Origin of the sequence: Corynebacterium sp. MSK071 (assembly GCF_030232125.1) — a bacterium.
GTDB lineage: Bacteria > Actinomycetota > Actinomycetes > Mycobacteriales > Mycobacteriaceae > Corynebacterium > Corynebacterium kefirresidentii.
This window is the reverse complement of sequence record NZ_JASPJA010000001.1, coordinates 195,366-219,171: the sequence shown is the minus strand read 5'-3', so window position 1 is coordinate 219,171 and position 23,806 is coordinate 195,366. Positions and strand designations below refer to the sequence as shown.

Annotated in this window: 21 protein-coding genes; 5 read left to right on the top strand and 16 right to left on the bottom strand. The window is 60.9% G+C overall.

Annotation, left to right across the window (positions count from 1 at the left end; genetic code table 11):
- Positions 1-3: 3 nt before the first annotated feature.
- From QP990_RS00920 to dacB, 9 genes are read right to left on the bottom strand one after another with little or no spacing between them, the layout of a single operon-like run.
- Positions 4-477: a DUF3180 domain-containing protein gene (locus QP990_RS00920; protein WP_005329908.1), complete on the bottom strand. Its 474-nt coding sequence runs from the start codon at positions 475-477 to the stop codon at positions 4-6.
- Positions 474-959 carry a 2-amino-4-hydroxy-6-hydroxymethyldihydropteridine diphosphokinase gene (gene folK / locus QP990_RS00915; RefSeq protein ID WP_284798009.1) on the bottom strand — a complete coding sequence of 162 codons (486 nt, stop codon included), beginning with the start codon at positions 957-959 and terminating at the stop codon, positions 474-476. The genes QP990_RS00920 and folK overlap by 4 nt, the downstream gene beginning before the upstream one ends.
- On the bottom strand, positions 959-1,339 hold the full coding sequence (gene folB / locus QP990_RS00910; protein WP_284798007.1) for a dihydroneopterin aldolase: 381 nt from the start codon (positions 1,337-1,339) through the stop codon (positions 959-961). The genes folK and folB overlap by 1 nt, the downstream gene beginning before the upstream one ends.
- Positions 1,340-1,342: 3 nt before the next feature.
- The gene (folP, locus tag QP990_RS00905; RefSeq protein ID WP_284798006.1) at positions 1,343-2,305 is read right to left on the bottom strand and encodes a dihydropteroate synthase; all 963 of its coding nucleotides are present in this window, start codon (positions 2,303-2,305) and stop codon (positions 1,343-1,345) included.
- A 39-nt stretch (positions 2,306-2,344) separates the two neighbouring features.
- Positions 2,345-2,938 (bottom strand): GTP cyclohydrolase I FolE, encoded by a 594-nt coding sequence (gene folE, locus QP990_RS00900; RefSeq protein WP_005325658.1) that lies wholly within the window; start codon positions 2,936-2,938, stop codon positions 2,345-2,347.
- Complete coding sequence (gene ftsH, locus QP990_RS00895) at positions 2,938-5,292, bottom strand: ATP-dependent zinc metalloprotease FtsH (RefSeq protein ID WP_284798003.1); 2,355 nt, start codon at positions 5,290-5,292, stop codon at positions 2,938-2,940. The genes folE and ftsH overlap by 1 nt, the downstream gene beginning before the upstream one ends.
- Positions 5,293-5,304: 12 nt before the next feature.
- Positions 5,305-5,892 (bottom strand): hypoxanthine phosphoribosyltransferase, encoded by a 588-nt coding sequence (gene hpt / locus QP990_RS00890; RefSeq protein ID WP_023019936.1) that lies wholly within the window; start codon positions 5,890-5,892, stop codon positions 5,305-5,307.
- 12 nt (positions 5,893-5,904) lie between these two features.
- The gene (gene tilS, locus QP990_RS00885; protein WP_239205449.1) at positions 5,905-6,852 is read right to left on the bottom strand and encodes a tRNA lysidine(34) synthetase TilS; all 948 of its coding nucleotides are present in this window, start codon (positions 6,850-6,852) and stop codon (positions 5,905-5,907) included.
- Complete coding sequence (gene dacB, locus QP990_RS00880) at positions 6,842-8,128, bottom strand: D-alanyl-D-alanine carboxypeptidase/D-alanyl-D-alanine-endopeptidase (RefSeq protein WP_284798002.1); 1,287 nt, start codon at positions 8,126-8,128, stop codon at positions 6,842-6,844. The genes tilS and dacB overlap by 11 nt, the downstream gene beginning before the upstream one ends.
- Before the next feature lie 67 nt (positions 8,129-8,195).
- Between dacB and QP990_RS00875 the strand changes: the two genes are divergently transcribed.
- The 5 genes from QP990_RS00875 to QP990_RS00855 all read left to right on the top strand — a co-directional run bounded on the left by QP990_RS00875 (position 8,196) and on the right by QP990_RS00855 (position 14,509).
- The gene (locus QP990_RS00875; protein ID WP_218840696.1) at positions 8,196-8,684 is read left to right on the top strand and encodes an inorganic diphosphatase; all 489 of its coding nucleotides are present in this window, start codon (positions 8,196-8,198) and stop codon (positions 8,682-8,684) included.
- Positions 8,685-8,937: 253 nt separating this feature from the next.
- A complete protein-coding gene (locus QP990_RS00870) occupies positions 8,938-9,714 on the top strand; it encodes an endonuclease domain-containing protein (protein WP_284798001.1) in 777 nt (258 codons plus the stop codon).
- Between the two features lie 99 nt (positions 9,715-9,813).
- Positions 9,814-10,110, top strand: a complete 297-nt coding sequence (locus tag QP990_RS00865; protein WP_086588224.1) for a rhodanese-like domain-containing protein — start codon at positions 9,814-9,816, stop codon at positions 10,108-10,110.
- A gap of 37 nt (positions 10,111-10,147) precedes the next feature.
- The gene (locus QP990_RS00860) at positions 10,148-10,606 is read left to right on the top strand and encodes a MarR family winged helix-turn-helix transcriptional regulator (RefSeq protein WP_023019947.1); all 459 of its coding nucleotides are present in this window, start codon (positions 10,148-10,150) and stop codon (positions 10,604-10,606) included.
- Complete coding sequence (locus QP990_RS00855) at positions 10,607-14,509, top strand: Pls/PosA family non-ribosomal peptide synthetase (RefSeq protein ID WP_284798000.1); 3,903 nt, start codon at positions 10,607-10,609, stop codon at positions 14,507-14,509.
- A gap of 22 nt (positions 14,510-14,531) precedes the next feature.
- Here the strand turns inward: QP990_RS00855 and QP990_RS00850 are convergent, their stop codons facing one another.
- The 7 genes from QP990_RS00850 to QP990_RS00820 all read right to left on the bottom strand — a co-directional run bounded on the left by QP990_RS00850 (position 14,532) and on the right by QP990_RS00820 (position 23,637).
- On the bottom strand, positions 14,532-16,178 hold the full coding sequence (locus QP990_RS00850) for a metallophosphoesterase (protein ID WP_284797999.1): 1,647 nt from the start codon (positions 16,176-16,178) through the stop codon (positions 14,532-14,534).
- A gap of 106 nt (positions 16,179-16,284) precedes the next feature.
- Positions 16,285-17,427, bottom strand: coding sequence for an alpha/beta hydrolase (locus QP990_RS00845; protein ID WP_284797998.1), 1,143 nt, complete (start codon positions 17,425-17,427; stop codon positions 16,285-16,287).
- A 275-nt stretch (positions 17,428-17,702) separates the two neighbouring features.
- A complete protein-coding gene (gene ppk2, locus QP990_RS00840) occupies positions 17,703-18,602 on the bottom strand; it encodes a polyphosphate kinase 2 (RefSeq protein WP_023019951.1) in 900 nt (299 codons plus the stop codon).
- 171 nt (positions 18,603-18,773) lie between these two features.
- Positions 18,774-18,908, bottom strand: a complete 135-nt coding sequence (locus tag QP990_RS00835; protein WP_023019952.1) for a hypothetical protein — start codon at positions 18,906-18,908, stop codon at positions 18,774-18,776.
- Between the two features lie 44 nt (positions 18,909-18,952).
- A complete protein-coding gene (locus QP990_RS00830; RefSeq protein WP_023019953.1) occupies positions 18,953-19,126 on the bottom strand; it encodes a hypothetical protein in 174 nt (57 codons plus the stop codon).
- Positions 19,127-19,787: 661 nt separating this feature from the next.
- A complete protein-coding gene (gene groL, locus QP990_RS00825) occupies positions 19,788-21,434 on the bottom strand; it encodes a chaperonin GroEL (RefSeq protein ID WP_023019954.1) in 1,647 nt (548 codons plus the stop codon).
- Between the two features lie 232 nt (positions 21,435-21,666).
- Complete coding sequence (locus QP990_RS00820; protein ID WP_284797997.1) at positions 21,667-23,637, bottom strand: OPT family oligopeptide transporter; 1,971 nt, start codon at positions 23,635-23,637, stop codon at positions 21,667-21,669.
- Positions 23,638-23,806: the final 169 nt, after the last annotated feature.

Below are 23,806 nucleotides of genomic sequence, written 5' to 3'. Positions count from 1 at the left end.
TCACTAATGTACCGCTTGTACCCCATCTGGTGGGGGCGGGGTCTCGCAGTGTCGCTCCAGCCGCAGGCCAGCGGCGGCCATCGCGAGGCCGCCGAGCGCGGAGGCAATGACCCCTACGAGGTCATCGGAGGCCGCGGTCAGCGTACCTGCGTTGGGAATGACGTAGACAGCAATTCCGGCATAAATGCCACCCACGATGGAACCCGTCCATGCCGAGGCCTTTCCTACCAGCATGAACTGTGTGATGGTCATGGGGTTGAGCTGCGAATTATCCAGGCCAATGCCATGCTCGTCCTCGGTGGCTTGGTCCACCTTCCAGGTCAGCGCCACACAGATGACGGCCATAAGCCACAGCGTGGCCGAAACCGTTACCGGGATTTGCAGCATGGAGCCATAAAAGCGCGTGGTGAGGATGGCCGCCGCGGCAGCAAAGAAGACCCCGGTGCCGATGAGGGCACCCAGCGAGGTCCGTGTCATAGCTCCTCCATCATGCCCAGCCGGCGAATCTCGGCGCGCTCTTTCGGGTCGAGTGCTGCTACCCGCTTGGCGACGCCCTCCCCACTCAACCTAGCACCAGCATCCGCCGCCAACCACGGAATCAGCACGAAGGCACGCTCGTGGGCATAAGGATGCGGGACGATAAGCTCTGGGGCGTCGGAGGTATAGCCCTCGATATCAATGATGTCTACATCCAGCGTGCGCGGGCCCCAGTGGCGCACGCGGACACGCTCGGCGGCCTCTTCGAGCTTCTGCCCGCGGCGCAGGAGTTCCTTCGGAGTCTCCTCGACGTCCACGATGAGCACCGCGTTGAGGAATTCGTCTTGGTCCGTCACGCCCCACGGCGGGGTGGCATAGACGGGCGAAGCGGCGACAATTTCGCCGGCGAATTCGTCGAATACCGTGCGCAAAAGCTCCACGCGGTCATCCATATTGGATCCGATGGACAGCACCGCCCGCATTAGAGGGTCCTCGCGTGCTTGCGGGAACGGCGGGCGACCACCGCAACGTCAGCAAAAGTGCGCGGAATCGGCGCCTGCGGCTTGTGCAGGGTGACCTCCACGGCATGCAGGCCCTCGAAGGTGTCCATGATGGTATCGGCCACCTCGCTGGCGACAGTCTCGATAAGGTCGCGGGCGGGGCCTTCGATGATTGTGGCGGCGACGTCGGCAAGCTCGGCGTAATTGATGGTTTTGGTCAGATCATCGGTGGCGGCGGCCTCTGCGAACTCCGACCAGCAAGTGATGTCCACGATGAAGGGTTGGCCGGTGCGCTTTTCTTCGTCGAACACGCCGTGGTAGCCAAAGCATTCTAGGCCGGTGAGCTCAATGCGGTCTGCCATGTTTTACTCCTCAGGATTGCGCGGTAGGGCGGTGGATTTCATGGTTCCATTGCCATCGGCACCATTGCTATAGCTGCCGGTCGCCCTGGCGCCGCCCGCGTAACCGGTGCCGGCGTTCCAAGCAGCGGCCACATCGACGGCGTCGCGCGAGACAGCGACCTCGTGCACGCGCACGCCCCACGCGCCCATGTGGGCGGAAATGGCGGTTACGGCCGCAGTCGCGGGATCGGCCAGCAGCGGGCTGGATTCCACGCCACGGTCCTCCCGGATGGCGGCAAGGAAGCGCTTACGCGAGGCACCCACCAGCATGGGGAATTCGGCGTCGAGAAACTCCGGCAGAGCCTTGAGCAGCGCCCAGTTATCCTGCGGGGTTTTGGCAAAGCCCAAGCCCGGATCAAGCACGATATTATCGCGGCGTACGCCAGCCGTCAGCGCATTATTCGCCAGGCGCTCGAGGGTCTCATGTACATCCCGCACCACATCGCCGCCGTGGTCGGCGCTACCGGCCGCGGAACCAAAGGCGCCTTCCTGCAGCGTGCGCCAGTGCATCAGACACACGGGCACGCCGGCCTCGGCCATCGCGCGATACATCTCCGGATCAGCCAGGCCGCCGGAGACATCATTAATCATGTCCACACCGGCCGCTGCCGCCGCGCGGGCCACCGAGGCGCGCATCGTATCCACGGAGGTGCGGATGCCCAGCTCGCTCAGCGCCTTAATGACGGGCACCACGCGGCGCTTTTCGACCTCCGCTTCTACCCGCACCGCACCCGGCCGGGTGGACTCACCACCGACGTCAATCATGTCAGCGCCCTGCGCCACGAGTTCGCGGGCGTGGTTGATGGCGGCATCGACGTCCAACCACTTACCGCCATCGGAGAAGGAATCCTCCGTGACGTTGACGATGCCCATCACCAGCGTGCGTTGAGCAATGGTCAGATCCGATACCGAGGTTGCCTGCTGCATGGCGTGCTCCTTCTCGCTTTCGTGGTAACCGGGGTGGGATTAGCTGCGAATCAGGCTGAGCACCTCGGCGCGCGAGGCGGCATTATTTTTGAAGCCGCCGCGCACCGCGGAGGTGGTCGTCGTCGCCCCCGGCTTGCGGATGCCGCGCATGGCCATGCACAAGTGCTCGCACTCAATGACCACGATGACGGACTGCGCACCGAGGACCTCCACCAAGGCGTCCGCTACCTGCTGGGTGAGGCGCTCTTGGACTTGGGGGCGCTTAGCGTACATATCCGCCAGGCGGGCGAGCTTGCTCAAGCCGGTGACGTGGCCGTCTTTGCCCGGGATATAACCAATATGCGCCACGCCGTAAAACGGCACCAAATGGTGCTCGCAGGTGGAATAGATGGGGATATCGCGCACCAGAACTAATTCTTGGTGGTCTTCGGCGAAGGTCTTGTGCAGGACCTCGGTGGGGTCCTCGTGCAGGCCGGCGAAGACCTCGCGGTAGGCGCGGGCCACGCGGGCCGGGGTTTCACGCAAGCCCTCGCGGTCAGGGTCCTCCCCTACCGCAAGGAGCAGCTCACGCACCGCTGCCTCCGCCCGGTCTTGGTCAAAGGCGGCGCGAGCGGGAATGTGATTATCAGGCATTAGCTATCTTCTTGCTTGTCGTCCTCGCGCGCATAGGGGTTCTTGCGGCGATCCTTCTCGTCCCAGCCAGGGGTAAACCACTGGCTGGTCTCGGCATCAGCCTCCGCGCCGGCGTCCGGCTTGTGGTGCTTGCCACCGCCGGCAGCGGGGCGTGCGGCCGGACGGGCGGTTGGCTCGGAAGCCGGAGCAGACTGAGCGTCGCGAGCCTGCTGGGCAGGCTCGCTCGGCGCGGAGTCCTCGGAATCCTTTGCGGCTGCGGGCCCGCTGCCCAGCTCGCGGACGGTGTCCGGATCGACGTAATCGCCGGCGTGCTGGCCAAAGTTGAAGCCCACCTCGCCCTTCGGCTCTTCGCCGGCGAGGCGGCGCTCGCGGGCGGCCCGGGAGGCATCAAGAAGCGTCATGCGCTTAGGCAGCTCCTCGCCGCGCTCCTTCGCCAGCTCAACCGGGGTCTTCACTGGGGCGTAGCCAATCTGGCGCGGGAAACGATCGTCCTCACCTGGGAAGACGTCGAAGGCCTCGCGCGGCTCGATGCCGTCGAAGATGCGCTCCAAGTCAGGGCGGCGCAGGGTTTCCTTCTCCAGCAGGGCCTCGGCCAGCTTATCCAGGTAGTAGCGGTTATTGCGCAGGATGTCATAGGCCTGCTCGTGCGCGCGCTCGAGCAGGTAGCGCATCTGCTCATCAATCTTGGAGGCAACCTCATCGGAGTAATCGATGGAGCCACCGCCACCCATCTGGCTGAAGGGATCGCCCTGCTCCTTGCCGTACTTCACGGTGCCCAGATCCGGGGAGAAGCCGTACTCGGTGAGCATGGAACGAGCAATCTTGGTGGCGTTTTCAATATCGGAAGACGCACCAGTGGTCGGCGCACCGAAGACCAGCTCTTCGGCAGCGCGGCCACCCATGGCAAAGACCAGCCGGGAGAAGAGCTCGTCGCGGGTATACATGCCCTTGTCGTCTTCCTGCGAGGTCATGGCGTGGCCGCCGGTGCGGCCACGGGCCAAGATGGTGACCTTGTACACGCGCTCAATATCCTTCAGGGCCCACGCGGAAAGGGTGTGGCCGCCCTCGTGATAAGCGGTGACCTTCTTCTCGTGCTCGGAGATGATCTTGCCCTGGCGGCGCGGGCCGCCCACCACGCGGTCGGTGGCCTCTTCCAGGGCGTCATAGGTAATGACGTTGCCGCCGATGCGGGCGGTAAGCAGGGCGGCTTCGTTGAGCACATTGGCCAGGTCCGCGCCGGACATGCCGGCGGTGCGCTTAGCCAGCTGCGCTACGTCAACCTCTTCTGCCAGCGGCTTGTTCTTCGCATGCACGCGCAGGATCTCCTCGCGACCGGCCAAGTCCGGGTTGGTGACCGGAATCTGGCGGTCAAAGCGGCCCGGGCGCAGCAGCGCCGGATCGAGGATATCCGGGCGGTTGGTGGCGGCGATGAGGATCACGCCTTCGCGGTCACCAAAGCCGTCCATTTCTACCAGCAGCTGGTTAAGGGTCTGCTCGCGCTCATCGTGGCCGCCGCCGGTACCGGAACCGCGCTGGCGGCCCACGGCGTCAATCTCGTCCACGAAGATGATGCAGGGGCTATTTTCCTTCGCCTGCTTGAATAGGTCGCGCACGCGGGAGGCACCCACGCCGACGAACATCTCCACAAAGTCAGAACCAGAGATGGAGTAGAACGGTACGCCGGCCTCGCCGGCCACGGCGCGGGCAAGCAAGGTTTTACCGGTGCCGGGAGGGCCGTAGAGCAGCACGCCGCGCGGGATCTTGGCGCCTAGATCGTGGTAGCGGGTGGGGTCTTCCAGGAAGTCCTTGATTTCCTGCAACTCGTCTACGGCCTCGTCCGCGCCGGCCACGTCCTCAAAAGTATTGGTCGGCATATCCTTGGTCAGTTCCTTAGCCTTGGAACCGCCGATGCCAAACATGCCGCCTGCACCCTGCTGCATGCGGGACATGAGCCAGAAGAGCACGCCGAAGAGGATGAGCATAGGCAGCAGCATGCTGAGCATGGAGCCGAGGAAGGATTCCTGCGTGACATTGGTCTGGTACTTCTGGGCACCAGAATCCTTAACAGAGTTAAAGACCTGCTCGGAGGCGCGGGCCGGGTACTTGGCCACAATCTCCTTCACGCCTTCGCGCTCATCTACCGTGATTTCGTCCTTGAGCTTGATGCGCAAGCGCTGCTCGCGGTCATCAATTTCCACCTCATCGACGTTTTTGTCTTTAAGCTGGGTCAGTGCAACGGAGGTATCCGCTTGCACGTAGCCGCGGGCATCGTTGCTAAAGAAGGTAAAGGCGTACAGCGCGATAAGGATAAGTGCCGCTATCCCGCCGTAGCGAATAATCTTGTTGTTTTTCATTACTGCGCGATTTTAGTCGGTGGTGTAGACATCAGGGTGAAGGGTGCCCACGTAGGGCAGATCGCGGTAGCGTTCCGCATAATCTAGCCCGTAGCCGATGACGAATTCATTAGGGATATCAAAGCCCACATCCAAAAGGTCAATATCGGCCTTTACTACCTCCGGCTTGCGCAGCAGCGTGACCACATCAAGCGAGGCTGGGTTTCGCCCCTTCAGGTTCCGGATAAGCCATGACAGGGTAAGGCCGGAATCGATGATGTCTTCCACGATGAGCACGTTGCGCCCCGCAATATCGCGGTCCAGGTCCTTCAAAATGCGCACCACACCGGAAGAAGAAGTGGAGGCGCCATACGAGGACACGGCCATAAACTCCAACTCGGAAGGGATGGATAGCTTGCGCGCGAAGTCCGTAAGGAAGAAAGCCGCACCCTTGAGCACGCAGACCAAAAGCAGGTCTTGCTCAGCGTCGGCATACTTTTCAGAGACCATATCCGCGAGTTCTTGGACGCGGTTTTGCAGTTCCTCTTCTCCAATGAGGATTGCTTCTACATCGTCACCGTAGCGGTTTGCGGGAACGGCGAAGTCTTTCTTGTCGTGCACGAGTGGGCTCCTTTAATGACCAGACAACAGTGCCAGTTTGCCACCTATACGGGCTACTTCCAACCTCTGCCCCACCTGCCGCGCCGATCGCACAGCCACCGGCCCTTGCCCATGCCAGTGGGTACACAGCTTAGCGACGTCCCCCACTCCCCTCCGCGTCACCTCTACCCCTTCGCTGACTAGCCACGCCGCGATCGCTCGCCGACGCCGCGGTTCTGCCATCGCCGCCAGCTCCGCGCAGTCCGTGGTGGGTGGGGTGTAGAGGGCGGCGTCGTCAAGCGCGGCGTCGGTGGCCGCTTGCGCCAGCGCTGGCACCGCATCCCCGCCAATGATGCGGCTCAGCTGCGGGATTACCTCGCGGCGCAGCGCCACGCGGCGGAAATTCGTGTCCGCATTCTGCGGATCCTGCCACACCGAAAGCCCCAATTCCGCGCAGGTGCCCTCGGTATCGGCGCGGCGCACGCCTAATAGTGGGCGCACCACGCGGGCGCCTTCCACCTCGCTGCGCTCGCTCATGCCGGTCACTCGCCCGCGCAGCGCCCCCAGCAGCAGCGTTTCCGCCTGGTCATCGGCCGTGTGCGCCACGGCTACTTCTAGCTCTTCGGCCGCACTGGCGGCGGCTAGGGCCCGGTACCGCGCCACCCGCGCGGCCGCCTCCATCGACTCTGGACCCGCCCCGCCGGCCTCAACGCTGAGCACCCGCGCCCGCGCGCCCAGTTCTCGGGCTTGCTCAGCAGCGCGCTCGGCTTGCGCCCGCGACCCCTCTTGCAAGCGGTGGTCCACGCATAATGCGAGCACGTCGTGCCCCTCAGCCACCAGCGCCGCCAGCAGCGCCAAAGAATCCGCGCCTCCGGAAAGTCCCACCGCCACGGTGCGGTTGAGGGAGGCGGCGCGCACGCCGCGTCGACAAGCTAAAAAGTGCGGTGAGACCCGCGGCCAAAAGGGCTTTTTAGAACTCATGCAGCGCAGAAGCCAACGCGTCTTGGGCCTGGCGAGCGGCCTGGATATCGCCGCCATTGACGAGGAAGGCAAAAGCATACACACGCCCCGAATTGCCCTGCGCGGTACCGGCCAGGGCCGAAACACCCGTCAGCGTGCCGGTCTTGGCACGCACATAGCCCTTGGCCGCGGAATCGCCGTAACGCTCATACAAGGTGCCATCGCCACCTGCCACCGGCAGGTAGGACACCAACGGGCGTAGGTGCGGATCCTTCACCGCCCCATTAATAAGTTGCGTCAAAAGCCCGGCCGTGAGCCGATTGTCTTCCGATAACCCGGAATTGTCCTTAATATCCACGCCCTCAACGTCGAATCCCTGCTCCCGCAGGACCTCAAGCGTGGCCTGCGTATCGCCTTCAAAGCTGGCCTCATTACCGCGGGACACAGCCAACTCGCGGGCAATGGCCTCGGCCATGACATTATCGGAATGACGCACCATCTCCCGGGCGCGGTCCGACAGCGGCGCCGAGTCCACACTCGCTACTTCCTGCGTATTCTCGGCCACGGAGCCCATGCCTGCCTCGCTTGCGCCGAGGCGTTCGCCCAGCTGCTTAGCGACGTCCAAAGCCGGCGTATGGCTGCGCGGCACATCCCCCGTCGTCGCCCCCAAACGTCCGCCGTAGAGCATGGCCGGTTCCATCGGCGCGACGAAACCGCCGTCCACGTTTTCCGGGTCCCAGCCCGGAGCCTGCGGCTCGCCTTTCCACGCAGAGGTATCAATGAACACGCCATCGACCTGATCGATGTTCTGAGAAATCTGCTCAGCTAAGTCATCGAGCTGCTCGTGGGTCATCCATACATCACCCGCAGCCTTGATGACCACGTTCTTCTCATTCGCACCGCGGTAGACCTTAGTGGTGATTTTCTCGTTCTCATCCAGCGCCAACGTCGCCGCCGCGGTAGTGAGCACCTTCGTGGACGAGGCCGGGGTCAGCCGCTTATCCGCGTCCCGCTGCCACACCACGTCCCCGGTCTCGGTATCAATTACCTCGCCGCCGAACGTGGCAAGGTCCTTATTCTTAGAGAGCTCGTCCAGCTTCGCGCTTAGCGCATCCAGGTCCGCTTCCCCCGGCTCGGCGGTGCGCAAAGGCTCCTCAGGAGCCTGCACCGCCTGTGCTTCTCCGTGTGAGAGATCGCCGTATTCGCGCTGGAGGGTAACGCCCAGCGCAGCCGTACCTCCGACCGCTGCCGCTACCACGAGCGCGGTCGCTGACCACCAAACATGCTTTGTTTTCATTGCCTTTAACCCTAGCGCGAATCCGCAACGCGCTAGACTATGGGCAGTAATTGATACCCAATCCCCCATGGAGGACATCGCTGTGAGCGTTGAAGTAACCATTGAAATCCCGAAGGGCTCCCGCAACAAGTACGAGGTTGACCACGAGTCCGGCAAGGTCTACCTCGACCGTTACCTGTTCACCCCGATGGCCTACCCGGCTGACTACGGCTTCATCGACCACACCCTGGGCGAAGACGGCGATCCTCTCGACGCCCTAGTCATCCTGCCGGAGCCGGTCTTCCCGGGCGTTGTCGTTGAGGCCCGCATCGTCGGCGTGTTCAAGATGACCGACGAGGCCGGCGGCGACGACAAGCTGCTCGCCGTCATCGATGACCCACGCTGGGAGCGCTACCAAGACATCAACGATGTGGAGCAGCACATCAAGGACGAAATCGAGCACTTCTTCGTCCACTACAAGGACCTGGAGCCGAACAAGGAAGTCACTGGCTCCGGCTGGGGCGACAAGGCTGAGGCAGAAAAGATCCTCGACGAGGCTAAGGCTCGCTTCAAGTAAGCTTTTGGGCCCTGGCGCTGGGCCAGGGCCGGCCCCAGGGCGCCTCCCGGGCGTTTCGATCAAATAGCACCGCGAAAGCGGCGGTTTCCCAGACCGTATTTGATCGAAACGCCCTTTTTCCTGCTTCCCCTCCTCCGTACGCTCTCCCCGCGACACCGACCCGCCCCGGCAGTACAATTCGATCACATAGCAGGCCGAAACCACCGGCCTCGGGGGACCTAAATGATCGAATTAAACGCCTAGGGGTGGGCGCATGAAAATCTTCACCACGCGCACGGCCGCGCGCCGTGCTACCAATAACCAAGCCTTGAAAATCTGCCACGGCCTCTACACCGAAAGGGAGCCTTCGCCGCGCGAACTCGCGGAAATCGTCTCTCAGCACTGGCCGGACTCGGCACTCGACGGCTACTCGTGCGCCCACCATCACCTAGGCAAAGCCCTACGCTTCCCGCTCTATTTCCTGCGCGCGGGAACCATGGCTTCCAGCCCGTACTTTCGCAGCCGCCGCGCCCGGCCGAAAGCGCTCGGCCAGCTAAATGGAATTAATGTGTGCAATCCACTACAAGCCACAGAAATCATGGCCGAAGAAGACGCTGTCGCCTTCCTGGAGGCCTACTTTTCCGGCCAGTACGGGGCTGCACAAATGGAGGGCCACATGCTCGACTTCCAGCGCTTCCCGCGACACACCCGGTGCGTAGTGGAAAACACCATCCTTGGCGCCGATAGCGTTCCGGAGCGCAGCCTCACCCGCGCGCTCCGGCGGCATGTCACCGTCCGCAATAACAGCTACATCGGCCCTTACCGCTGGGACTTACTCTTAGAGGATCACAAGCTGGCCATAGAGGTTGACGGCTACGCCTACCACCACGGCGAGAACCGGCAACGGTTCGAGATTGACCGCCAGAAGCTTAACGACGCCGTCCAAAGAGGTTACAAGCCCCTCCACTTCACCGCCGCCACGATTGAGCACCACCTCGATGTGGCCGTCAACCAGGTACTAGCCATTGTGCGGGGAAGGGCGAGTTCATAAACCCACCCTGGCAGTGGCACCACTACTGGCGGTTCCAGCACTAGCGCAACGACACCGCGCGGCTGATCCACAAGCACACGAGTAACTAAGGTAAATGGCATGAAAAACGTTCAACCACATGAAGTACCAGAAGGCGCACAGCTTATTGACGTCCGCGAAAATGACGAGTGGGCAGTGGAACGTGCGAAAGGCGCAACCCATATCCCGATGAGCGAGATTACGGGTCGCATCCAGGAAATCGACCCAGATAAGGATATCTACGTAATCTGCCACGCAGGCGGTCGCAGCATGCAGGTCTGCCAGTATCTAGAACATGCGCTGGGCTGGGACACCATCAATGTGGATGGCGGCACGGATAAGTGGAAGGCTTCTGGGCTCCCCATCGAAACGGATTAATTGGCCTTAACCAATCTTTTGGGATTATGATGATGGTATGGCTTCCACGAATAATTCTGTAATCCCAACGACCCTGCTCGAGTCCCCGTCGTTCCAATTGGAGCGCCTCCGCCGCCGCACCCGCGATGGCGTAGAGGCTGCTTTGCAGACCAAGCAGACAACGCTGCGCGAGTACTGGGTCCTTACCTGTCTGGTCGACGCGGATGCCGCGTCGCAGTCTTATCTGTCCGAAACCCTGGCCATTGACGCCTCTGACATGGTGCGTCTTATCGACGCCCTCGAGGACCGCGGCTGGGCAAAGCGCGAACGCGACCCAAAGGATCGCCGCCGCCAGATCGTCGCTTCCACCAAAAAGGGCACAAAGGCCCACAAGGACCTGGCGGTGCTGGTCGCTACCGCCGAGGACGAGGCATTGGATGAGTCCACCAATAAGCAGCTCAAGCATCTGCGAAAGTTGGCTAAGTCCATCATTGCCGCGGACGAAGAAGAGGCATAAATGGCGGGTCCCGAATCGCTCGTCCCACAGCAGTACCTTCTAGGAAGCGCGGCACCGCGGCCGCGCACGCTGTGGGACATCATTACCACCACCGCGGAAATGAACCCCGATGCCGCCGCGCTTGATGACGGCGAAATCATCACCTATTCCGAGCTCATCCACGAGGTCGAGGCATGGGCTGCCGAGCTGCACGCCAATGGCGTGCGCCGCGGCGATCGCATCGGCATTAGGATGACCTCCGGCAAACGCGAGCTCTACCTCGCCATTTTGGCGACCTTGGCGGCAGGCGCAGCCTATGTGCCTGTCGACGCCGATGACCCTGACGAGCGCGCCGAGATGGTTTTCGGCGAAGCCGATATCGATGGCGTTTTCACGGACGACGGATTCCGCTTCCTGCGGGACTCCGCGCGCCCGGACGCCCCTGCCGAGGAGACGAATGCTCCGCGCCCGGAGGACACCGCGTGGATCATCTTCACCTCAGGTTCGACCGGCAAGCCTAAAGGCGTGGCCGTCAGCCATCGTTCCGCGGCCGCCTTCGTGGACGCGGAAGCGAGCCTCTTTTTGGTCAACCACCCGCACGGGCCCTTAGGTCCTGAGGATCGCGTGCTCGCCGGCTTGTCCGTCGCCTTCGATGCCTCCTGCGAGGAGATGTGGCTGGCCTGGGGCCACGGCGGCTGCCTGGTCCCAGCACCGCGGTCTCTGGTGCGTTCCGGCATGGATTTGGGCCCATGGCTCATCCGCCGCGACATCACCGTCGTGTCTACCGTGCCCACCCTGGCGGGCCTCTGGCCGGCCGAGGCTCTCGACAATATCCGCCTACTCATCGTCGGCGGCGAGGCCTGCTCGCAAGAATTGGTGGACCGTTTGGCCACCGAGGACCGCGAGATGTGGAATACCTACGGCCCCACCGAGGCCACCGTCGTCGCCTGTGCGCAGCAGATGCTGCCGGGCCGGCCGGTGTCCATTGGATTGCCGCTTAACGGTTGGGACCTGGTGGTCGTCGATAAGCAGGGCATGCCCGTGGAAATGGGCGGCGTCGGCGAGCTGGTAATCGGCGGCGTGGGACTGGCGTCCTATCTGGATCCGGCCAAGGACGCGGAAAAATACGCACCGCTGGAGTCCATGGGCTGGCAGCGCGCCTATCGCACCGGTGACCACGTTCGCCTGGAAGAAAACGGGCTGTACTTCGTCGGCCGCGTGGATGACCAAGTAAAGATTGGCGGGCGCCGCATCGAGCTCGGCGAGGTCGAAGCTAATGTTGCGGCGCTAGATAACGTCTACAACTCGGCCGTGGCCGTGCAAAAGACTCCCGGCGGCGAGTCCGTTCTGGTGGGCTATGTCTCCCTCGAGGATGAGGCCAAGGGCTTCGATCACGAGGCCGCGCACGCTCACCTGGCCGATACCATGCCGGCCGCGCTCGTCCCGCGCATCTGCGTGATGGAAGAGCTGCCGGTGCGTACCTCCGGCAAGGTGGATAAGAAGGCCCTGCCGTGGCCGCTGCCTGGAGTGGGCGTGGAATCGACCACGCTGACCGAGACCGAGAAGTGGCTCGCGGAGCTGTGGGTAGAAACGCTCGGCGTATCCGTGGAGGACGAGAACGCCGATTTCTTCTCTCTCGGCGGCACCTCGCTCGCGGCCGCGACCCTCGTGGGTCATATCAGGGAGCGCTACCCCACCGTGGCCGTGCGCGACCTCTACGACCACCCACGCTTGGGCTCGCTGGCCGAGCTCATTGCGGGAGCCGAACCGCGCCCCGCTGCTGCTGACGTCCCCATGCGCGAGGTCACCAAGGTCGGCTTCGGCACCCGCCTCGCCCAGACCCTGATTCAGATCCCCGTCATGACACTGGCCGCCTCCAGCTGGCTGGCCTGGCTCATGTTGGGTTCTACCGTGGCGGCATCACTGGGCTTTGAGTGGGCCGCGGCCTATCCGTGGTGGCTGGTCATTGCCCTGCTCATCGTCTTTGTCACCCCCGTCGGCCGCATCCCCATTGGCGGCTACGGCGCGCGTCTTATTACGGCCGGCATTAAGCCGGGCGATTACCCGCGCGGCGGGTCGACGCACCTGCGCATCTGGGCGGCCGAGCGCTGGGCTAATGCCTCCGGCGCGAGCTCCCTGGCCGGTGCCACGCGCGTGAATAACTACGCCCGCACGCTTGGCGTCAAGGTCAAGCGCGGCGTGGACCTACACTCCCTGCCGCCGGTGACCGGCCTGCTCACGCTGGGCAAGCACGCCGCCATCGAGCCCGAAGTGGATCTTTCCGGTTATTGGCTGGACGGCGATATCTTGCATGTGGGCGCCATCGACGTCAAGGAAGGCGCTCGCGTGGGCGCGCGCTCCACGCTGTTGCCTGGCACCGTGGTGCGCAAGTATGCCCACGTGGAGGCCGGTTCCACCGTTACCGGCCGCAAGAAGATCAAGGACGGCCAACGCTGGTCCGGCTCGCCTGCCCAGAAGGTGGGCCGCTCCAAGCACCGCTTCCCGTCCCATACGCCAAAGCGCCGGCCGTGGTGGGTGGCTATCTATGACGCCACCTCCGTCCTCCTCGCCATCCAGCCGGTCGTGGCGCTGGCGATAGGCGCGGCCATCGTCCTCGCCCTTGTGCATTCCACGGGTGGCGATAGCTTCATCGGTGCGGTCTTCTTCGCGCCCGTCGGCGCGCTGGCGGCCTTTGCCACCTATATGCTGCAGACCTGGCTGGGCGTGCGCATTCTCTCGCTGGGCATTAGCCCGGGCGTGGCACCCGTGCGCTCGGCCACGGGCTGGCGCCTGTGGGCCATCGAGCGCCTCATGGACGAGGCCCGCACCAAGCTCTTTCCGCTCTATGCCTCCCAGCTGACCCCAGCCTGGCTGCGCTCGCTCGGCGCGGAGATTGGCGCCAACGTGGAAATCTCCACCGCGGTCATGATCCCCAAGCTCACCGAGGTCAAAGAGGGTGCCTTCCTGGCCGATGACACCATGATCGGCGGCTACGAGCTCGGCGGCGGCTGGATGCGCACCGGCGAGACCAAGGTGGGTAAGCGCTCCTTCGTGGGCAACTCCGGCATCACCGCACCCGGCCGCAAACTATCCAAGAACTCGCTGGTTGCCGTTCTTTCTTCTACCCCGAAGAAGACGAAGGCCGGCGCTAACTGGTGGGGTGCGCCGCCAGAGCGCATGCGCCGCGTGACCGTAGAGGTGGACTCCCCCGCCAACTCGGGTGAGGCGCTGACCTATAACCCGGGCTTTGCCGTCAAGGCCGCCCGCGGCGTGGTGGAAACCATGCGCCTTTTGGCACCGATGTTTTCTGCCATGTTGCTCGCGGCAACCCTTAGCGTCTACGACTTGCTTCTCGACGCCCTCGGCTTCCCCCTGACCTGGCTCCTCTCCGGCCTCGTGCTCATGGGCATGGGTGCGGTGGCCATGGCCGTCACCGTCGCGGTGAAGTGGATCTGCGTGGGCAAGCACCGCGCGGCTGACCACCCGCTGTGGTCCGCTTTTGTCTGGCTCAATGAGCTGCAGGATACCTTCGTGGAGGTCGTCGCCGCGCCGTGGTTCTTCCAGCACACCTACGGCTCCGGCGAGATCAACCTGGGGCTGCGCGCCCTCGGCGTGGAAATCGGCCGCGGTGCGTGGATCGATTCCTACTGGTTCCCGGAAACGGACCTCATCCGCGTCGGTGAGGCCGCCACCGTGGGCCCTGGCACGGTGGTGCAAACCCACCTTTTCCAGGACCGCGTGATGAGCCTAGATACCGTCACCATCCAGGACGGCTCCACCCTGGCCGCCCACTCGGTGGCGCTGCCTGCCTCGCTCATCGGCACTGCATCCACCGTGGGTCCCGGCTCGCTGGTTATGCGCGGTGACCGCGTGCCCACCAACGCCGTATGGCAGGGCAACCCCATCGAGCCGTGGGAGCGATAGGTCGCCGGCCATAATCTGCGCCCTACCGCGCGAAGTCCTGGTATTTAATCATCTCGCCGGACTTGAAGTCCCAGGCCTCCACCCGGACACGGTCAGCAAACACCTTGACCCGCAGTCCGGTGGAGGCCTCTTCCTTTTCCTTAACAATTTTTTCGTCGTTATCGCCATCCGGTAGGTACTCATTGAGAATGGCGCCGGTGTTGACCACGGGGAAGCCGGTACGGCCAGCCTCACCAGTGCCGTCATAGCGGCGGGTTCCCCACCAGTTATTCTGACGCAGCGAAGAGTGGCTGTGGCTGCTAAACCACACGATGTTGTTGTACTTATTGACCACGTTGGATAGCGCCTCGAGGTCCTCAAAGTCATTCTGGTACCACGCCGAATGAGACATCGATACCGTCTGCGGCAGCAGCGGATGGCTAAAGACCAACGCCGGAGTGCCCTTAGCATCCCAATAAGCCAGGCGCTCATCTAGCCAATCGAGCTGCTCCTTGCTGATGCGCTGGAACGGCTCCTTGCCGTGGCGCAGAATATCGGAATAAAACTCGGTATTTACCGAAATGAGCGGCACCCCATCCACCACTTCTTCCTTCCACGGTTTATCCTGGCCGGAGTATTTGAGAAAGCGATCCAGGTAAGTCTTAGAGCCTTCCTTGCCATACATTTCGTGGTTGCCGATGGTCCACAATTCCTTGCCCGAATCGTGCGGCACCTCGCTGTGCGCGGCCAAGAAATCATCCCACTGCTGCTGCGAGCCATCGTCCACGAGGTCGCCGTTGAGCACCAGCGCCCCGGCCTTGTCCTCCATACCGTTCAACTGGCGGACCGCTTCTGTGTAGTCTTGGGGGTCGCCCTGGACGTCGGAAAGCACGTCCACGGTAGCCTGCGGCGAGCCCTGAAGCTCACCGAGCGGCTTGACGACGCCCACGTTATCCACCGCCCACCACCAGTCATCATTGCCGTTGTTGTAGCTGAAGCTAACCTGCATATTCTTCGCGCCGGCTGGCACGTCCACGCCAATGGACTCGTGCTTGGAGAAGACATCCTTATCAAAGACGGCGATTTCCTGGGCTTCCCCGCCATCGAAGGAGACAGTCACCTTGGCATTTTGCCCGTCCTTGCCCTGGCGGTAATGGTGGTCGAATTCCACATTCACCCGCTCCTGCCCCGCCACCGGGATGGCCGGGCTCTTTAGACCCGCGGTCATGGAATCGCCTTCGGCCAAGCGCTGCTGCTTGTTGTCGATGATGGCGAAGGTGTCATGCGCCTGGGTGAAATAGTGGCGCATATCGGTACCAGATGCCCAGGTCCAATGGCGCATATCGCCAAAAGTCCAGCCCTTCCAGCGGGCCTCGCCCGAGTCCACGCCGTGCACGTCGGTCTTCCACCCCTCCGGCGCGCGGTGAGTAAACCATGCCGGGGTATCCACCCCGTCGAAGCTTTCCAGCCACAGCACCCGCGATTCTGTGCCTTCCCCCGGCTGCACATCGTCTCCCGCCGAGGACCCCTCGGACGAGCTCTGGGAAGACCCCCAAGAAGAGCCTAACGATGACCCCAAAGAAGAACCAAAGGAGGAACCCGGAAGCGAGGACTGGGCCGCCGCAACAGGTGCGCCCACCATTCCGGTGAGCGCCAGGATAGATGAGAAAGCACAGAGTTTATTTTTCATAATTCAATTTCTATCCGTCCTGGGCAACGACGCGGTTACATATACGTAAACTCTTGGCAAGCACTACATGCCTGCCAAGAGTCCTCACTTTGAGGTCCGCGTGAATTTAGGCGTGGCGGTCGAGCCAGTCCACGACGGTATCGAGAGCCTGATCGGCAGCCGGCTCATTAAAGACCTCGTGCTTCTGCCCCTCCCAGGTCACGTACTCCACGTCCTTGGAGGAGATGGAGTTATACCAATCCTGGGAGAAGTACGGCGGAACGATTCCGTCTTTGGTGCCGTGCATGATGAGCGTCGGTGCGGTGAAGAGGTCCGCATTGACGGCGTCGTAATTCGCAATTGCCGCCAGCTGCAAGGCCGTGCCGGCACTGGTCTTCTGCGCAATGAGCGGGCTAGAGGCATACTCGTCCTTCACCGCTTGGTTAGTGGAGATACCATCCGTAAATGGATTAGACAGCTGAATGTCCTTGCTCCACTCCGGCGATTGTGCGCCGATTTCGGTGCGGTGCGGAATCAGGTTCTGCGCATAGTTCGCATTAAAGCTGGTGAGTTGGGCTAGCGGCAAGCGTTCAAAGATGGTGGGATCCAGCTTCTTCTGGGTCTCAGAAATATCATCCGGCGTGATGTTCTTTCCCGCAACATTCTTGCCCGAAAGGTTCAGCGGCGCGCCGCCACCGTTAGTGATGATGCCATCGACCTTGCCCGGCTCACGAATGCCATAGGCCTCCACGGTCAGCGAGCCCATCGAGTGGCCCAGCAGGAAGGTCTTTACTCCCTGATTTTCTTCCTTCGCCATGTCCACGACACGGTCGAAATCATCGAGGATGTACTGGAAATTATCGATATGCCCCATCGGTACGCTGCCGCCGGCGGATTTGCCGTGGCCGCGGTGATCTACGCGGTAGACGTTGTAGCCTGCATCGAGCAAGCGCTTGGCGACGTAATCGTAACGCCCCGAGTGCTCAGATACACCGTGCGCCAAAACCACCGCACCGCGTGGGTTTGCCACCTTCTGCTTCCGGTAGTAGATCTTTACACCCTGACCGCGCTGGCTATCGAAGTAGCCATCCTCGTCAGAAACCTGCTTGTCAGAGACGGTCGGGCGTCCCAATACATCTGGCTTCTGGTCTGCCGTTGGGGCCGGTGCCTCTTGAGCAGCTGCGCCAACTGTAAACGTTCCAGATACCGCCACTGGTGCCGCCATGACAGCAGCCGCCGTCAAGCAAGCGGTTACATGCTTCTTCATCATTACCGTCTCCTCTTTAGTGTTGTAGCTCATAGTGCTTTCCTGGATGAGATTGAGATAACAGTGATGCTAAATACGCGACGATATAAAGCACAAATAACTTCCAATTATGTAACCTACGGTTCCGTAAAATAACCGCACGGAAACGGACTTTTAGGAAGAACAAATTTTGCCAAAACTATTGCCCAAATCCACCCCCGTTACCCCCTTAATACAAAAAGCGGGAAACTCGAAGTTTCCGAGTTTCCCGCCGTCGTGATGGCTAATCCAGCTAAAGCTTAGTCACCAATCTGGTCGCGACCACGCTTAACAATATTCTCATCAACCTCGCCCACCAGCTCGTGATCCTTGTTCGTATACTCGAACTTGGACAGTACATAGCGCATAGCGTTAATGCGGGCACGCTTCTTGTCGTTGGACTTAATGGTAATCCACGGCGACTCTTCCGTATCCGTATAACGGAACTGCTCTTCCTTAGCACGGGTGTAGTCGTCCCACTTATCCAGCGAGGCCAAGTCCATCGGGGACAATTTCCACTGGCGCACTGGGTCAATCTGGCGAATAGCGAAGCGAGTGCGCTGCTCCTTACGAGTAACCGAGAACCACAGCTTGGTCAGGGAGATACCCGAGCCCAGAATCATATTCTCCAGCATCGGAACCTCGCGAAGGAATTCCGCGTGCTGACTTTCGGTACAAAAGCCCATAACCCGCTCCACCCCGGAACGGTTATACCAAGAGCGGTCAAAGAAGACGATTTCACCACCGGCCGGGAAATGCTCGATGTAACGCTGGAAGTACCACGAGGTGGACTCACGCGGCGACGGCTTTTCCAATGCCACTGTGCGGGCACCGCGCGGGTTCAGGTGTTCGTTAAAGCGCTTGATAGTGCCGCCTTTACCGGCTGCGTCGCGCCCCTCAAAGATAATAATATGACGCTGACCAGTTTCCTTGGTCCAGTTCTGCCACTTCAGCAATTCAATCTGCAGCGCACGCTTAACGGACTCGTACTCATCGCGAGTCATGCGTTCATCGTAGGGGTAATTTTCACGCCAAGTCTGAACCGGGGAACCATCCGGCATGATCAGCGAAGGGTCATCCTCATCGGTTCCGTCGACGACGTAGCCGTCTGTTTTTGCCAGGTCAATCTCGGGAAGATCGTCGTCTTTAATATCAGCCATGCATTAAGTGTAACCCGAATATAGACAGCAAGCGCGTTAAACTTTCGAAGTTATCCCTTCCCTAAGAAGTTATCCCTTCCCTAAACAGCCACCAAAACGAAAAGAAGGCCTACCGAGACGGTAGACCTTCTTGCTTCAGTGAGCTTTAAAGCTCAGAACTGGAGGATGTTCTTATACGAACATGCCGATCAGCTTGGAAGCGCCTTCAGCAATGGACAGCAGCGGAGAAAGAACCTCGTGGATAGAGTTGAACAAATTGCTGCTCAATTCTACGAAGCTGCCGAAGTTGGAGGAAAGTTCCTGCATTTTAGTGTCTCCTTATTGAAGGTTGGTTGATGGAAAGGTCTTGCTTACTTGGAGCTCAGTTCTTCCAAGCCGTTACCGAAAGTCTCGAAAGCTTCCTTCAGGGCCTCAAATCCTTCAGCGACGCCTTTCCAGTCCTGGATGCCCTGAACAATCTTGCCCCAGCCTTCCCAGGTAGTTACGAAGTTATCCAAGTGCATCTGAATGGTGGAGAGATCCATGTTTGAACTCCTAAAATAGATCCGAAGCTACTGCGCGGAGGGGTTTGCAGTTTGCAGACACCCTCAGCGGGCGTCACAAAAGATATTTTGACACAAGTTTGAACGAAATCAAGTCAAATTTGCATAGATGCCCCATCACGCAGGCAACTTGATAGGGATAAGTTTATGGCTTTTGGAGGCATTAAAATTTTTTAACTTAACTGAAAGGCTACTAAACTGGGCTTTTACATTACGCTTTAAATAGCTAGGTTAGCTCAGGCTTAACACTGTAACGCTTCCGGAGTAACGAACGATAGGTAGGCGCAAAACCCACTCTCCGAGAGCGAAAAACCTTTTTAAATTCCGCTCCTTCAGCTACCCCTATACGGGGCCACTGGGGTGCATGGTTCGCATGTTAAAAGCTGTGGCGGAGAATCGCGAGCCATATAGCGCGGTGAATTTCCCAAAAGCTCTCCGATCTCCAGCCCCAATTGAAACCGACTATGACGAGCACATTCGGAAAGTCATCTCGTAAAGACGCAGCGTTCACATATCGCATCACTTAAAGAAAATGGTGCAGACACGCCGAAGCGCCCCGTTTCATGCGCTCTAAAGCACAGAAACGGGGCGCTCAGGCTGATGCTAGGCCCGTTGTTATTGGCGGCCTATGGGGTATAGGGCGTTAGAAGCCCATGCCGCCCATGGCGTCAGCGTCCGGCATGCCGTTGTTGGCTCCGGCCGGCTCAGGCTTGTCGGCAACGACGGCCTCGGTGGTCAGGAACAGAGCTGCAATGGAAGCAGCGTTCTGCAGTGCGGAGCGGGTGACCTTGACCGGGTCATTGATGCCAGCCTCCATGAGGTTGACGTACTCACCGGTAGCAGCGTTCAGGCCCTCGCCTGCTGGCAGGGAGGAAACCTTGTCAGCAACAACGCCCGGCTCCAGACCAGCGTTGTGTGCGATCTGCTTCAGCGGTGCGGACAGGGCCTCGCGGACGATCTTGACGCCGGTAGCCTCATCGCCCTTGAGGTCATCCAGGGAATCCAGGACGGAAGCAGCCTGCAGCAGGGCTACGCCACCGCCGGCAACGATGCCTTCTTCCACGGCAGCCTTTGCGTTGCGGACTGCATCCTCGATGCGGTGCTTGCGCTCCTTGAGCTCGACCTCGGTAGCGGCGCCGACCTTAAGGACGGCAACGCCGCCGGAGAGCTTAGCCAGGCGCTCCTGGAGCTTCTCACGGTCGTAATCGGAATCGGAGCTTTCGATCTCAGCGCGAATCTGCTTGATGCGGCCGTCGATCTGCTCCTGGGAGCCAGCACCCTGAACGATGGTGGTCTCATCCTTGGTGACAACGACCTTGCGTGCCTGGCCCAGGTACTCGAGCTCGGCGGTCTCGAGGGAGAGGCCGACCTCTTCGGAGATGACCTGGCCGCCAGTGAGGATGGCCATGTCCTGCAGGGTGGCCTTGCGGCGATCGCCGAAGCCAGGAGCCTTAACGGCAACGGACTTGAAGGTGCCGCGGATCTTGTTCACCACGAGGGTGGACAGGGCCTCGCCCTCAACGTCCTCGGCGATGATCAGCAGCGGCTTGCCGGACTGCATGACCTTCTCCAACAGCGGAACGAGGTCCTTGATATTGGAGATCTTGGAAGAGACCAGCAGGATATATGGGTCCTCCAGGACTGCCTCCTGGCGCTCCATATCAGTAGCGAAGTAGCCGGAGATGTAGCCCTTGTCAAAGCGCATGCCCTCGGTTACCTCGAGGTCAACACCGAAGGTATTGGACTCTTCCACGGTGATAACGGAGTCCTTGTTTACGGAGCCGTTGCCCACGGTGTACATAGCCTCGGCGATCTTCTCGCCGATGGCCGGGTCAGCAGCGGAGATGCCAGCGGTGGTAGCAATCTGCTCCTGGGTTTCTACTTCCTTGGCGGAAGACAGCAGGGAGTCCACAACCTTCTTGGTTGCGGTCTCGATGCCGCGCTTGATGCCCATTGGGTTGGAACCTGCGGCTACGTTGCGCAGACCCTCGCGTACTAGAGCCTGTGCCAGCACGGTTGCGGTGGTGGTGCCGTCGCCTGCGACGTCGTCAGTCTTCTTGGCAACTTCCTTGACCAGCTCGGCGCCGATCTTCTCGTAAGCATCCTCGAGCTCGATTTCGCGAGCGATGGAAACACCGTCGTTGGTAATGGTCGGGGCGCCCCAGGACTTTTCCAGGACGACGTTGCGGCCCTTAGGGCCGAGGGTGACCTTGACGGCGTCGGCAAGCGTGTTTAGGCCGCGCTCAAGGCCGCGGCGGGCCTCTTCATCAAAAGCGATAATCTTTGCCATTGTGTTTGTGCTCCTTGGTTTATTGAGGACGACACTCACGTCTTTCTCGCTGCGGACGCCCGCGACGGCATGGCTGGTGAGTGTGAACCAACCTCAACCACAACGATGTAGATTTATCTAGCACTCATACTGTGCGAGTGCTAACGACCATTCTGGCACTCTCCCACCGCGACTGCAAGAAAAAATGGCGCCCCCGCGAAGGGACGCCATTATATAAGGAATGGATCAGGAACTAGGAGCTCTTCACCGTGCGCTTGGTCCAGCGGTAGATGAACGTTAGCGCGATAATGAAGAGGATCACGCCTACCACGGTGGCGGAGGCACCACCCTCAAAGATTTCCAGCGGGCTCTCGCCGCCAGCGGCGGCGATGATGCCGGCGTTGACCACGCCGAAGAGGGACTCACCCACAATGAGGCCGGTGGCCAGGAGGGTACCCATACGCTTGGCAAACTCTGGGTGGGATTGCTTCGCGGCCCACTTGTCGTAGAAGGTGCCCAAGATGGCACCGATGGGGATGACGATGGTCAGGGCGGCCGGTAGGTACATGCCCATGCCGGCGGCCAGTGGGGACAGCGAGTACTTATCGGTGAACTTGCGCAGGAGCTCGTCAATAATAATAAGAACAGCGCCAATGGCCATACCGATGAAGATGAGGTTCCAATCCAACGAACTATCGAAGATGCCGGAGGCAACGGAGGACATCAGGGCGGCCTGCGGGGCGGCCAAGGCGTCTTCGCCGGCGCCTTCCATGCCTTGGAAGCCGAAGCCGTTGAGCATGACCTGCAGAATCGGCGGGATAACGAGAGAGCCGAAGACCACGCCGATAATGAGCGCTACCTGCTGCTTCCACGGAGTAGCGCCGACGAGCTGACCGGTCTTGAGATCCTGCAGATTGTCATTGGAAATTGTGGCAATGCCAAAGACGATGGCCGCGGTGAAGAGCGTGTAGGCCACCAAAGACAAAGGATCCGCAGTGGTGCCGCGGGTGACGGCCGCGATGAGCAGCGAGGCGGCGAGCACGGCGATGATGCCGATGGAGGAAATTGGCGAGTTAGACGCACCAATCAGGCCGGCCATGTAGCCGCACACGGAGGCGATAATCAGGCCTACCAACAGGGTAAAGAGGACGGAGACTGTAATGAGCACGGCCATGTGGTCGTGAATATCAGTACCGCGCACAAAGTCCCACAACAGCAACGCGATAGGCACCATAAACGCCACGATGGTGGTGGCAACATAGGGGAAGGGAATATCTCGCTCGGTCACATCCACGGCGGAACCGGACTTACGGGCGCGCGAGGAGGCTAGCGACTGGCGGATACCCAGCGCAATGGGCCCGGCAATCTTCAGCAGGGTCCAGATAGCGGCAATGGCCATGGTGCCCACGCCGATGAAGCGGATATCATCGGAGAAGGTGGTATCGACGACGTCGGCAAGAGCGGTGGCGCCCGAAATATCACCGGTGGTGAAAATGGGCAGCAAGATGAAATAGGAAATCACTACGCCAACCAGCATGGCGATGCCCACCGGCAGGCCCACCAAGTGGCCCACGCCGATAAGGGCGGTAGAAAGGCTCGTGCCCAGGGTGGTCGCGCCGGCGCCGAGTTTGAAATAGGCGGTGACCTCAGAGGCGGCCGCCTTCATTGCGGTCAGCAGCGCCATGACGGCCGAGGTAATACCGCCGGCGACGATGATGCGCAGACCCTTGGCATTTTCTTCCTGGCTGGCGCCGGAAGCATTTTCATCGCCCACCTTGAGGACCTCGGCCGCGGCCACGCCCTCCGGGTAGGGCAGATCGGAGCCTGTTACCAAAGCGCGGCGCAACGGGATGGAATACATCACGCCCAGCACGCCGCCGATGATGCACACACCGGCCGTCTGCAGGAAGCCGAAGCCCTGCCAGTACCCCACCATCACTAGGCCCGGGAGGACGAAGATGATGGCGGACAAGGTGCCCGCAGCAGAGGCGATGGTCTGGACAATATTATTTTCTTTAATGTTATGACCTTTGAAATGGCGCAAGACTGCCATGGAAATCACGGCAGCGGGGATGGAGGTAGCAAAGGTCAAGCCCACCTTCAGGCCTAGGTACACGTTGGCAGCGGTGAAGATGAGGGTAATCAGGCCGCCGATGATAATGCCGCGCAGAGTCAGCTCGGGCAGGGTGGCCTTGGAACCTGCGGCGGATGATGCGTTCGCCATGCCAGGTCCTTTCTATTCTCGGCTATGAAAGTTTCTCGTTTCACCCCGCGTAACAAACCGCAGCCTGCCACGTCCGTTCCTGTCTGTTTGGCCCCGATTCCTCGCCGGAATAGGGTCCGAACGGACAAAATCCGCACAGGGTGGAATGAATAAATTTTAGTTCACCACC